Origin of the sequence: Trebonia sp., from assembly GCF_030042015.1 — a bacterium.
GTDB lineage: Bacteria > Actinomycetota > Actinomycetes > Streptosporangiales > Streptosporangiaceae > Trebonia.
On the sequence record NZ_JASIAL010000255.1, the window covers coordinates 1 to 12586 of the forward strand.

Here is a 12586-nt window from a genome sequence, read left to right on the forward strand (position 1 = left end):
GCCTGCCTCGAATCGCCGCGCGGAGAGCGGTACTTCGAGATTCCCCGCCGCGATATCCCGCTCGCCCTGCGAGTCGAGGTCGAGGGCGAGGGCAAGGGCAAGGGCGAGGGCGATGGCAAGGGCGAGGGCGATGGCAAGGGCGAGGGCAGCCGCTCGTTGCATTACGAGGTTCACGACAGCTCGCGGCGGACATCGACCACGTTCACGGCGCTGGCGGTCCTGGCCCTGGCCGAAGGGCAGCTCGCGCCAGGCGTGCTAACACCCGAGGCCTGGCCGAACCCCGCCGCGTTCCTGCGGGCGCTCCTCACCGACCGCGATATCCGCATCCTCGAGTGGTGCGACGACGAGCCGGCCAGCCCGCTATGGATCCGCTGACGATGGGCCTCGGCGAGCTGCTTGACGCCAAGGCCGCTGAGCGACCGCGCGAACCATTCCTGTCCTTCGGCGACGGCTCGACGCTCACGTACGCGGACTCAAGCGAGCGGGTGGCGAGGATGCGGGGCCTGCTGCAGGCGCACGCCATCGCCCCGGGGGACCGGGTCGCGCTCATGCTCAAGAACTCGCTGTTCTACCCGATCGCCTGGCTGGGCATCGTCTCGGCCGGGGCCGTGGCCGTACCGGTGAACTCCCGGCTTGGCCGCGACGATGCCGGCTACGTCATCAGCCACAGTGGCTCCCGGCTCGTGATCTGCGATTCGGCCACCGCGCCGGTCGCGCGACTGGCGGCCGGGAAGATCCCGGCGGTGGAGGTTGGCGCGGGCGAGCACTACCCGGCTGTCCTTGCGCGCTCGGCGCCCGCACCGCGCATGCCGACAACCGGCCGTACGCTCGCCAACGTGCAGTACACAAGCGGCACGACGGGCTTTCCGAAGGGCTGCATGCTTTCCCACGCCTACTGGCAGCGCATGGGTCAGGTAGCGGCGGCGTTCCTCGGGCTCCGTGCGGGCGACCGCATCCTTACCGCACAGCCGTTCTCGTATGTCGATCCGCTCTGGAATGTGGCCGGCGCGCTCCACGCCGGGGCCCACCTCGTGGCGCTCGACGGATTCCACCCGTCGACCTTCATGCAGGCCGTCGCCGAGCGGGAGGTGAACGTGTTCTACTGCGTGGGCGCCATGCCCACGCTGCTCCTCAAGCAGCCCGAGAGCAGCTGGGGCGGTGCGCGGAGTCTGCGCAGGGTGGGCTGCTCGGCCATCCCGCCCAACCTCCATCGCACGATCGAGAAACGCTGGGGCGTGCCCTGGTTCGAGCTGTTCGGGATGACAGAGACTGGCTTGAACATCGGCGTCTCGGCCGAGGACCATGAGGAGCTCGTCGGAACCGGCTCGATCGGCACCGCCTTTCCCCACTGCGAGGTGGCCGTCGTGGACGCGGCGGGCAACGACGTCCCGCCCGGTGAGATCGGCGAGTTGCGGCTGCGCTGCCCGGGGCTGATGGACGGGTATCTCAATGACCCGGAGGCGACCGCCCGCTTCTTCCGTGACGGGTGGGCGAACACTGGCGACCTGGTGACGATGGACCAGCGCGGCAGGGTTTACTTCCGCGGACGCCACAAGGAGTTCTTCAGGCGCGGCGGGGAGAACGTGTCCCAGCTCGAGGTGGAGTTCGCGCTGCGAGGCCACGAGGACGTCGTCGACTGCGCCGTGGGTACCGTGCCCGATGACGTCCTGGGCGAGGAGGGCAAGGCGTACGTGGTTCTCGCCGACGGCCGAACGCCGGATCCCGAGCGCCTGCGGGCGTTTCTCGCTTCGCGGATCGCCTCGTTCAAGGTGCCCCGGTACTGGGAGTTCCGCGGGGACCTCCCCCGTACCCCGTCGGAGCGGATCGCCAAGCACCGCCTGGAGCCGGCCGGCCGATCCTGGCGGGATGAGACCTTCGACGCCCGCGAGGGCCGCTGGCTCGACGGCACCGAAGACTCGCAGCCCACATGAGCTGGCCGCCGCTCCACCAAGGCCCATTTATATCCCGAACGAACAGTGGCGCCTCCCCAGCCGGAAGGCCAGCGCCGCAAGGCGGTATATATTGCCTCCAGTCTCAAGCGGTGACCGACACGGAGGACATCATGCGCGACGCGGCCCTGCTCGGCGCCAGGCTGCTGCTCGGCGGGTACATGTTTATCCACGCTTCACAGAAGCTGCTAGGAAAGTTCCACGGGCCGGGCCTGGAAGGCGCCGGCGCGATGTTCGAGAAGAATGGTCTCGCGCCTGGCAAGCAGATGGCCGCGGCGGCGGCGTCGACCGAGATCGCGGGCGGCCTGCTCACGATCACCGGCATCGCCAACCCGGCCGGCCCGCTCGCCATCGCCGGCGCGATGAGCGTCGCCGCGGCCCACAACCGGGAGGGCGGCCTGATGGCCGTGCGAGGCGGGGTCGAGCTTCCCGTCGCCTACACCACGCTCGCGCTGACGCTCGCCGCGACCGGTCCTGGCAAGTTCAGGATCGGGCCGTCGCTGCCCCGCAAGCTGACCGCGCTCGGCGTGATCGCGGGTGGCGCCGTCGCCGGGGCGCTGATCGCCAGGATGGTCGCGGCGAAGGCCGCGGCCGTCTTCGAGGAGGAGGAGGCGGCGGCAGCAGCCGCCGACGAGCCCGCGGTCGCGGATGACTGACGAGTGGTCGGCCGGCAAGCTGGACCTAGACGGTTATCTCGCCCGGATCGGGTACACCGGTCCGGGTGAGCCGTCTGAGAGTACGCTCGCCGCGCTGCACCGGGCGCACCTGGCGTCCATCCCGTTCGAGAACCTCGACATCATGCTCGGGCGCCCGGTGGTGGTGGACCTCGAATCGATCCAGGCCAAGCTCGTTGACGCCCGTCGCGGCGGCTACTGCTATGAGCACGGCCAGCTGTTCGGCGCGGCGCTGGAGCGGCTGGGATTCGACGTGGAGCGGCTGCTCGCCCGGGTCGTCCCCGACGGCGAGCCGATGCGGCCGCGCACGCACCTGACCCTGCGGGTCCGTACCGGGTCGCGGGCCTGGCTCGCCGACGTCGGGTTCGGTTCCTCGCCGCCCGGTCCGCTCGAACTGCGCGGGCCGCGCTCAGGCGGCCCGCAGGAGCTGGACGGCTGGGTGTACGAGGTGGTTCGCGACGACGGCGACGGGACCTGGAAGCTGCGCGAGCTGCAAGGCAGCGAGTGGGTCACGCTCTACCGGCTCGAAGACCAGCTCGTGTACCATGCGGACGTGGTGATGTCCAACCACTTCACGTCCACCCACCCAGACTCCTGGTTCACCCGGCAGCCGATCCTCGTCCGCCGCTTCCCCGACTCGGTTCACTCGGTGGTGGGCCGCGCTTACACGATCACCCGGCCCGGCCACCTCAAGGAGCGCCGCACCCTGACCGACGACGAGTTCGCCAGCGCGCTGGCCGGCATCTTCGGCCTGACCTTCACCGAGCCGGAGCTGGCCACCCTGATCGCGGCCCCCACCGTCCCCTGACCCGCCGTTCCGCGCCGCATCCACCCGCAGCCATACAGCCTCCCGGGCCCACTTGGCACACTCCTTGCATGGACAAATCACCCATAACGGACGCAAAAATGGTCACAGAGTGTGCGAAGTCGCATGTGCGGGGCAGGTGGGACGCATGGGACCATGCAGGCTGCGCCGTCCGCCGTGCGCGGTCGCCGTTACATTTGCTCGGCGGCCTCAGCAGCACCGGCCCCGGCGCGCTCGCTGACCGCGTGCGTGACAGCACGCTGGTGCCAGAACCCCGGCAGCAGCCGCGCCACCGCCAGCGCCCCGGCGATGCAGGCCAGCCCGCCGGACACGATCGCGAACGTGTCCCCGAACACCGTCGCCACCGCCCCCGCCTCCAGGTCCCCGAGCCGCGGGCCACCCGCGACCACGGCCATCTGCACGCCCATCAGCCGGCCGCGCAGCGAGTCGGGCCCGGCGAACTGGATGATCGTGTTGCGGAACACCGCCGAGATCACGTCCGCCCAGCCGGCCACGGCCAGCAACGCGAGCGCGAAAGGCAGGAACCGCACCAGGCCGAACCCGGTGATCGCCAGCCCCCAGATGACGACAGCGACGACCACCGCCAGCCCCTGCCGGCGGATCCGGACGACCCAGCCGCTGCTCAGCGCGCCGAGCAGCGCGCCGCACCCAGGCGCCGCGTACAGCAGGCCGACCGTGGTGGCCCCGCCGCCGAACACCGTCGCCGCCAGCGCGGGGAACAGCGCCCGCGGCAGGCCGAACACCATCGCGTTCAAGTCGATCAGGTACGCGCCCTGCACCTGCTGGGACCGCCGGATGAACCGCAGCCCCTCGACCGTCGAGCGCCAGCCCGGCCGGGCCGGCGCCACAGCCGCCCCCGCCGCCGCGCCCGCACCCGCCACCGCGAGCGGAGGCGGCTGCGGCGCGATCACGAACACGGCCATAAGCGCCACCAGGAACGTGGCCACGTCCAGCCAGTAGACGACGCGCACGCCCGCCCCGGCCAGCAGCAACCCGGCCACGGCCGGCCCCACGATCGCGCCGGTCTGGAACAGCGCCTGGAACATCGCGTTCGCGGCCGGCACGGACGACAGCCCGAGCATGCCGGGGATCATCGCGTTGCGCGCCGAGCTGTCCATCCCGCTCAGCGCCGCGGTCACCGCGGGGAACAGGAACAGCGGCCACAGCGTCGGCCCGAAGTCGGCGTTCAGCGCCAGCCCGGCACTCGAGGCGGCGCCAAGCGCCTCGACGACGAGCAGCAGCCGCCGCCGGTCGACGGCATCGGCGAGCGACCCGCCAAGCAGCGACCCGAAGATCAGCGGCAGCAGCTGGGTCAGCGAGACAAGCCCCACGTACAGCGACGAATGGGTGATCGCGTACACCTGGAACGGCACCGACACCGCGGTCAGCTGGCTGCCGAGCGTTGAGACCCCAAGCCCGCCGGTCAGCGCCCGGAAATCCCTGGAGCGCCGCAGCGGAGACAGGTCGATGAGGTGCCCAGACAGCCACCGGGGGACGAGCCGGCTCATCCGCGCGCCAAGTGAGCTGTCATTTGCTAGAGAATAACTAAGAATTTTCCCGAACGAACGGTGGCGCCTGCCCAGCCGACAGCCCCAGCGGGCGTGAGGGGCGATGATGGCGTCATGGAGTCGCTCGCTGAGCTTCTTGAGCGCCGGGCGTTCGAATGCCGGCTGACGCCCGACCGGGCGCTGGCGTCGCTGGACGAGGCCGGCGCGTTCCTGGCCGACCGCGGCCTGCTGACCCGCACGCCCGACTCGGCGCTGCCCAGCCTGTACGAAGCGTGCCACGAGGAGCCGTACCGGCCCGGCAGCCCTGGCTTCGCCACGTGGCCCGCCACCAAGTGGCCGTGGTTCGGCGAGCTCACCGCCCGCGGGTACCTGTGCGTCGCCGTCCACCGTGGCAAGAACCTGCTGGTCAGCGCCCAGACCGCGGACCTCCTCGACCCGATCTGCCGCGCCGAGATCGACCGCATGCGAGCCGCTGACCCGCGCTGGCGCCGCCTGCTCGACCACCTCGCGAGGACAGGCCCGTCGAACACCGAGGACCTGCGCACCGAACTCGGGCTCAAACGGCAGGAGCTCAAGGCGCTCCGCTCGCCGCTTGAGCGGTGCGGTGCGCTCGTGGCCCGGTGGGGGGAGGCGACGGGCGAGGAGGGCCACATGCAGTCAACCGAGCTTTCCCGCTGGGACCAGGCCCACCCCGGCGGTCCCGGCGGTCCCGGCGGCGCCGACCCCGCCGCGGCGCTGGCCGACCTGGTCGTCGCCGCGGTCAAGGCAGCGGTCGTCGTCCCCGAGCCCGAGCTGCGCCGCTGGTTCTCCTGGCCGTGGTACTGGGCGGACACCCAGACCGACGACCTCGTCCGGGCCGGCCGGCTGCGCCGGGCCGGCGGGCGTGTCACCGCGTGCTGACGCGGAACACGGCAGGCCGCGTATACGTTAGTTGGTACATAGCAACTATGTGGATGGTAACGATGGCTCTCGCGGACACCACGCCCGAGGCAGCGCCGGATGCCACGCCGGACCTGCCGGGCCGTCTCGGCGTGGCGGTGCAGATGCTCGCCCACGCGGGGAAGCTCGGCGGGCGCGGCGACCTGACCCCCACCCGGCTGACCACGCTGGCGGTCTTGTCCGCGGCCGGACCCATGCGGATGGGCGGCCTGGCGCACCGGCTGGGCGTGCAGGTCTCCACGATGTCCCGGATCGTGGACATCATGGTGGCGTCCGGCTGGGTCGAGCGCCGGCCGGACGAGGCCGACCACCGGGCTTGCGTGATCGCGATCACCGGGGACGGGGGCGCGCTGATCGACAAGGTCCGCCAGGACAACGCCACCCGGCTCGCCGACTGCGTCGCGCGGCTGGCGCCGGCGGACCTCGCCGTGCTCGAGGCCGCGCTGCCCATCCTGGAAAAGCTCGCGCAGCAGGCGGCCTGCAAACCGGCTATCTTCTAGGCATGTCGGCCGGAAGCAGCCGTGCGCGCTAGCGACGTTCCCCGCCTGGTGAGCAGGCGGCTGGCGTGGGAGCTGCGCCCGGCCGACGCATTGCGGCTCGTCCGCGCGGACGCCCATCCGGTCGCGCTGTGCGGGACCTGGGCCGGCGGGAGCGACGTGATCGGCTCAGAGCCGCTGCTGGCGCGCGGCGCGCCAGGGGCGCTTGGCGAGGTCCTCGACGCCCCGTACCCGTCAGGACACGGCGGCGACGACACGGCCGCGGCGTTCGGCGGCGGGTGGATCGGGTACCTGGGGTACAGCTCCGCCGGCGAGGCGCTGCCGCCGAGCGGGGAGCGGCGGCTTCCGGCCTGGTGGTTCGGCTACTACGACCATGTGCTCCGGCACGACCAGGCCAGCGGCGAGTGGTTCTTCGAGGCGCTGTGGACCGCGGCCCGCGCCGGCGCGCTGGAGCGGCGGTTCGCGGACCTGTGCCGCCGGGCCGCCAGCCCGCCCCCTGCTCCGCTCGGCTACGCCTGCGGCTCCTTCCGGCTGATCACCCCGGCAGCCGGCCACAAGGCGGCGGTCGCGCAGGCGGTGGAGTACATCAGGGCGGGAGACATCTTCCAGGCCAACATCTGCCTGCGGGCGGAAGCGGACTTCTCCGGCGACCCGCTTGACGCGTTCTGCCAGGCGGTGACGGCCCTGTCGCCGCCGTACGCCGCGTTCATCTCCCCGCCGGGCGGCGCCGTGGCGAGCCTGTCGCCCGAGCTGTTCCTGCGCAGGGCCGGCGGGGTCGTGGTATCCCGGCCGATCAAGGGCACCAGCCACCGGTCATCGCGGCCCGAGCAGGCGACCGCGCAGCGCGGCGACCTGGAAAGCTCGGCCAAGAACCGGGCAGAAAACGTGATGATCGTCGACCTGGTCCGCAACGATCTCAGCCGGGTCTGCGACCCGGGCAGCGTGACCGTCCCCCGCCTGCTCGACGCCGAGCCCCACCCGGGCGTCTGGCACCTGGTGTCCGAAGTCCGCGGCACGCTCGCCGGGGACGCCACCGACCGCGACCTCATCGGCGCCGCGTTCCCGCCCGGCTCGGTGACCGGCGCCCCGAAGGTGCGGGCGCTTGAGGTGATCGACGAACTGGAGGCGGCCCCGCGCGAGGTCTACACCGGCGCGATCGGCTACCTGAGCCCCGCCGCGGGCCTTGAGCTGAACGTGGCCATCCGCACGTTCGAGTTCGCCCCTGGCCTGGTGTGGCTTGGCGTCGGCGGCGGCATCGTCGCCGACTCGGTGCCTGACGAGGAGTACGCCGAATGCCTCATCAAGGCCAAGCCGCTGATCACCGCGATCGGCAGCCGGCTCGACACCGCCGCGGGTGAGCGCGCGCCGGGGGAGCCGACCTGGTCGCGGCCGCGCCCCGCCGCCGGCGTGTTCAGCTCCCTGCTGGTCACCGCCGGGGAAACGGCCGACCTCGCGGCCCATCTCGCCCGGCTCGAACAAAGCACCCGCGAGCTCTACGGCAAGGACCTGCCCGCCTCCCTGCCCGCCGACCTGGCGGCCTGCCTGGCCAGGCGCCCCTCCGGACGGCTGCGGATCACCGTCCGGCCGGTCGGCGGCCCGCTGCAGGCCCGCGTCGAGGTCGTGCCGCTGGCCCAGGCGCCGGCGGCCGTCATCCTGCGGCCGGCGGTCATCCCCGGCGGCTTCGGCGCGCACAAATGGCTGGACCGGCGGCTGCTCGCCGGCCTCGCGGACACGGCGGGCCTGCCGCGGGGCGGGCAGCTGCTGATCACCGACGCCGACGGGCAGGTGCTCGAGACCGACAGGGGGAACGTGTTCGCGGTCATCGACGGCGTGCTGCGGACACCGCCCGCCGACGGCCGGATCCTGCCAGGCACCGCGCGGGCGGCCATCTTGCGCGCCGCAGGCGACGACGGCATCGGCGCGAGCACCGAGCCGCTGCGCATCGAGCAGCTGCGCGCCGCCAGCGAGATTTTCGTGTCGAACGCCGTCGCCGGCGTGCTGCCGGTCGCCTCGATCGACGGCTGCCCGCAGTCCTGGGAACTTGGGCCGGTGACCAAGCATGTCGCGGAGGCCCTGGCCGCCCGCCCGGCCAGCCGGCCAGCCGCCTGGCCGGCCAGCCGGACCGCGGCCGCGGCGTGGCACGGCCGGACGCTCACCCCGCGCGGCGGTGCCGCGCGGCCCCTGGTCATCCTGGTCGACAACTACGACTCGTTCACCTACAACCTGGCGCACCTGCTGGTCACGGCGGGCTGCCGGGCCGAGGTGGTCCGCAACGACGAGGTGCCTGCCGGGCAGGTCACCGCGTCCGGCGCGGCGGGCGTGGTGATCTCGCCGGGTCCGTGCGCCCCGCCCGAGGCCGGGATCAGCATCGACGTCGTGCGCGGCTGCGCCGGGCAGGTCCCGGTGCTCGGCATCTGCCTGGGGCACCAGGCGATCGCAGCGGCGTTCGGCGGGCGCGTGATCAGGGCCCCGCGTCCGGTCCACGGCCAGGTGTGCGAGGTCACCCATGACGGCCGCGGCGTCCTGGCCGGGCTGCCGCAGGGCTTCCATGCCACCCGCTACCACTCGCTGATCGTCGAGGAGGACTCGCTGCCGCCCGAGCTCCTGGTCACCGCCAGGTACGGCCGGCTCCCCATGGGCCTGCGGCACGTGGCATGGCAGGTCGAGGGAGTGCAGTTCCACCCCGAATCCGTCCTCACCACGCACGGCGAGGCGATCATCGGGAATTTCGTGCGCGCGGCCGTGACCGCCGGGCGCGACCGTGTCGCGCCGGCCTAGTGCGGGTCCCGCCCGGCCGGGCCGGCCAGCGCCAGCCGGGCGGCGCTCACGTCTTCCCTGCCGTGGCCCGCGTCCACGGCCGCGTGCCACTGCCTGGACAGGGCGCTGAGCAGCGGCAGCGTCTCGCCGTCGCCGCGCGCGGCGGCGAGCGCGAGGTCCACGTCCTTCAGCGCCCACTGCAGCGGGAACTCGGGCGCGTAGTCGCCGCTGGCCATCTTGTGCAGCTTGGCGTCGGCGATCGGCGCGTCGAGCGGTCCGCCCTCGATGGCAGCGGCCAGCTCCTTATCGTCGATGCCCAGCCGGCCGGCCAGTGCCAGCGCCTCGGCGACACCCTCGATGAGGGTAGACATGTAGGCGTTGACGACCAGCTTCATCCTGCTGCCCTGACCGGCTTCACCAAGCCACACGGTCTTGCGGCCGATGGCCGCGAAAACCGGGCGCAGCGGCGGCCCGGCCGCGGCGGGACCGGACGCCAGGATGAGCAGCTGGCCGGACTCGGCCGGCCCTTTGCTGCCCGACACCGGCGCGTCAACGAACAGCACGTCGGGCCGGGAACGGCCAAGCCTGCCGCCGATCCCGGCCGTCGCCGCCACGCCGATGGTGCCCATCTGCGCCCACACGGCGCCGGGCGCGAACGCCTCGGCGACACCGCCACCGAACACGACCGATTCCGTGATGTCTCCCGTCGGCACCATCGTGATCACCACCCGGGCGTCACGGACCGCGTCGGCGGGCGCCGCGGCCACGATGACACCGCTGGCGGCCAGCGGCGCGCTCGCCGCCGCCGACCGGTCCCACGCCCGGGTGCGCAGGCCGGCGGCGGCCAGGTTGCGCGCCATCGCCGAGCCCATGATCCCGGTTCCGAGCACCGCGACCCCCGTGCCGTCGCCCCCGGCGTTCCCCTGTGTCATCGGCGTCTCCACTTCCTGACCCGGCCTGCCCCCAGAGCCGGTTCTACCCGCTGCGGCCCGCGTGAGACCCCGCCACGGGCCCGGGGCGCCCCGGGCGCCCCGGGCGCCTGGTAGATTCGGGTAACTGCATACGCACGGGAGCTCGGGCTGACCGGGCTGAGAGGGTGACTTGCCGCGTCACCGACCGTCTGAACCTGTCCGGGTAATGCCGGCGTAGGGAGGCTGCCATGGCAGCGACGACGTCCGCGACCGCCAGCGACGACTTCGTCACCGTCCCCGGTGACCGCCATTCCGAGGTCGCGCGCACGCTGGCCGAGCCGGTGCCGCAGGCGCTGAGCCTGCTCGACCAGTTCGGGTTGTGGGGCAACCTTGGCGTGAGCCTGCTCGGCTTCACCGGCGCGATCTTCGTCCTGCAGCCGGGCGGCGCGGGAACCCCCGAGCTTTCCCTGGCCGCGGCGCTGACCGCGGTCGTGGCGGGCACCGTGCTCGGCACGGCGGCGCTGGCGCTGGCCGGCCTGCCCGGCGCGCAGACCGGCGCGCCGGCCATGGTGCTGCTGCGCGGGCTGTTCGGTGCCAGGCTGTCCTACCTGCCCACGGTGTGCAACATCGTGCAGTGCCTCGGCTGGGGCGTCTTCGAACTGGTGACGATCGCGACGGCCGCGCACACCGTGGCGCCCGCCCTGCCGAAGTGGGGATACGTCCTGATCGCCGGGGCGGCCACAGGGCTGCTGACCATCCGGCCGCTTGGCGCCATCCGGGTGCTGCGCCGGTACGCGACCACCGCCGTGCTCATCGTCTTGTGCTACCTGTTCGTGCAGCTCATGCGGCACCCGCTGGCCGCGTTCACGGCGGGGACCTGGTCCGGTTACTGGCCCGCCATGGACACGGTGGTCGCCGTCGCCGTGTCTTTCGCGCCGCTGGTCGCCGACTACACCAGGCACTCCCGCAGCCCGCGCGCCGCGTTCGCCGGCACGCTCGCGGGTTACAGCATCACCCAGACGCTCTGCTACGTCATCGGCCTGCTCGCGCTTGTCACGGTCGCCCGCAACCCGGCCGACATCTACGGCGCGTTCATCGCGCTGCCGCTCGGCTCGCTCGCCTTCGCCGTTCTCGCCGCCAGGGAGCTGGACCAGTCGTTCGCGAACGTCTACTCCACCGCGGTCTCGACGCAGAACCTGCGCCCGCTGTGGGACCGGCGGGTCCTGGCCGCCGTGATCGCCGCGCTGACCACCGCGGGCGCGCTGTGGCTCAACATCGCCGACTATGAGAACTTCCTCGACTTGATCGGCTCGGTGTTCGTGCCGATGACGGCGGTCCTCATCGCGGACTATTTCGTGGTCTCCGCCAGCTGGGATCTTTCTGCGACCGCCCGCTCGCGCTGGCCGATGTTGCTGCCCTGGGCCGCGGGCTTCGTCACCTACCAGCTCATCAACCCGGGGTACGTGTCGTGGTGGGTGTCGGCGTGGACGTCGGTTGGGCACGCCATCGGCTTTACCCCGGCGAGCTGGATGTCGGCGTCGATCCTGTCCTTCTGCGTGGCCGGCGTGCTCACGCTGCTGACCGGGGCGCTGACCCGGCTGGCGCGCGCACGCTAGCACACGGGTCCGCGTGTACCGGCAGGTGGCCGGGGGAAGCATCGTAACTGCGGCCCCGCGCATCCGGGGGGAGCCACCGGGCGGCAGCAAGCCGGCTGGGTACCGGAGACCGCATGATGTCTCGTTCGTTCACAGAGGGCATAACAGAGGGCATACAAGCCTCGGACACGCGCCGCGGCTATGTGCTGACCGCCGGCATCTTGTTGATCATCATGCTGGGCGGCACGCTGCCGCGGCGGTCTCGAACGCCGGCGCGCTCGGCATCGTGACGCTGACGTGGTCCGAAGACGTCGGGGGCCTCGTCCGTGCGACGGCGGCGCTCACCGCGCGGCCGTTTGGCGGCAACCTCATCCTGACCGAGGACCGGCATGATCGCCTTGACCAGGCTCTTGCGGCCGGCCTGCGGGTCGTGTCGTTCATGTGGGGCGATTCAAGCGGCTACGTCAAGCATGTGCACGAGGCCGGGGGGATTGTCATGCACACGGTCGGCAGCGCCGAGGAGGCGCGGCGAGTCGTCGCCTCCGGCGTGGACGTGGTCGTCGCGCAGGGCTGGGAGGCCGGCGGGCACGTGTGGGGTGGCGTCGCGACACTGCCGTTGGTGCCCGCCGTGGTGGATGCGGTGGCACCGGTGCCGGTGATCGCCGCCGGCGGCATCGGTGACGCCCGGGGAGTGGCGGCGGTGCTCGCGCTGGGCGCCCAGGCCGCGTGGCTGGGTACCCGGTTCCTGCTTGCCCAGGAGATGCCAATCCACGACGACTACAGGCGCCGGCTGATAGCGGCGGCAGAAACCGACCCGCATTGGTACCCCGACCTGTACGAGGTCGGGTGGCCGGATGCTCCGCACCGCGCGCTCGGGAACTCAACGGCCAGGGCGTGGGAGGCGGCGGGTCGGCCCCCGCCCGGGCGACG

General features: G+C 72.5%; 11 protein-coding genes and 1 riboswitch. Of the genes, 9 read left to right on the top strand and 2 right to left on the bottom strand.

The window, feature by feature from the left end:
* The 4 genes from Q1N79_RS13620 to Q1N79_RS13635 all read left to right on the top strand — a co-directional run.
* Nucleotides 1–375, top strand: a 375-nt coding sequence (locus tag Q1N79_RS13620) for a hypothetical protein (protein WP_300609012.1), incomplete at its 5' end; no start/stop codon positions are given.
* A complete protein-coding gene (locus tag Q1N79_RS13625) occupies nt 336–1931 on the top strand; it encodes a class I adenylate-forming enzyme family protein (RefSeq protein WP_300609014.1) in 1596 nt (531 codons plus the stop codon). The genes Q1N79_RS13620 and Q1N79_RS13625, both read left to right, overlap by 40 nt.
* A gap of 110 nt (nt 1932–2041) precedes the next feature.
* The gene (locus Q1N79_RS13630) at nt 2042–2605 is read left to right on the top strand and encodes a DoxX family protein (RefSeq protein ID WP_300609016.1); all 564 of its coding nucleotides are present in this window, start codon (nt 2042–2044) and stop codon (nt 2603–2605) included.
* Nucleotides 2598–3431, top strand: coding sequence for an arylamine N-acetyltransferase (locus Q1N79_RS13635; RefSeq protein ID WP_300609018.1), 834 nt, complete (start codon nt 2598–2600; stop codon nt 3429–3431). Before Q1N79_RS13630 ends, Q1N79_RS13635 begins: the two co-directional genes overlap by 8 nt.
* 188 nt (nt 3432–3619) lie before the next feature.
* Here the strand turns inward: Q1N79_RS13635 and Q1N79_RS13640 are convergent, their stop codons facing one another.
* A complete protein-coding gene (locus Q1N79_RS13640; protein ID WP_300609020.1) occupies nt 3620–4957 on the bottom strand; it encodes an MFS transporter in 1338 nt (445 codons plus the stop codon).
* Nucleotides 4958–5071: 114 nt separating this feature from the next.
* On the opposite strand from Q1N79_RS13640, the gene Q1N79_RS13645 reads away from it, so the two are divergent.
* The 3 genes from Q1N79_RS13645 (at nt 5072) to Q1N79_RS13655 (ending at nt 9171) form a co-directional block, all read left to right on the top strand.
* Complete coding sequence (locus Q1N79_RS13645; protein WP_300609022.1) at nt 5072–5857, top strand: hypothetical protein; 786 nt, start codon at nt 5072–5074, stop codon at nt 5855–5857.
* Nucleotides 5858–5919: 62 nt separating this feature from the next.
* Nucleotides 5920–6396, top strand: a complete 477-nt coding sequence (locus tag Q1N79_RS13650; RefSeq protein WP_300609024.1) for a MarR family transcriptional regulator — start codon at nt 5920–5922, stop codon at nt 6394–6396.
* A 21-nt stretch (nt 6397–6417) separates the two neighbouring features.
* Nucleotides 6418–9171, top strand: coding sequence for an aminodeoxychorismate synthase component I (locus Q1N79_RS13655; protein WP_300609026.1), 2754 nt, complete (start codon nt 6418–6420; stop codon nt 9169–9171).
* On the opposite strand, the gene Q1N79_RS13660 is transcribed toward Q1N79_RS13655, so the two are convergent.
* Nucleotides 9168–10082, bottom strand: a complete 915-nt coding sequence (locus Q1N79_RS13660; protein WP_300609028.1) for an NAD(P)-dependent oxidoreductase — start codon at nt 10080–10082, stop codon at nt 9168–9170. The genes Q1N79_RS13655 and Q1N79_RS13660 overlap by 4 nt on opposite strands.
* A 124-nt stretch (nt 10083–10206) precedes the next feature.
* Nucleotides 10207–10319, top strand: a riboswitch (TPP riboswitch).
* Here Q1N79_RS13660 and Q1N79_RS13665 point away from each other — a divergent pair.
* Nucleotides 10310–11677: a cytosine permease gene (locus Q1N79_RS13665; RefSeq protein WP_300609030.1), complete on the top strand. Its 1368-nt coding sequence runs from the start codon at nt 10310–10312 to the stop codon at nt 11675–11677. (Overlaps the previous riboswitch by 10 nt.)
* Before the next feature lie 265 nt (nt 11678–11942).
* On the top strand, nt 11943–12586 hold a 644-nt coding region (locus Q1N79_RS13670), incomplete at its 3' end, for a nitronate monooxygenase (protein ID WP_300609032.1).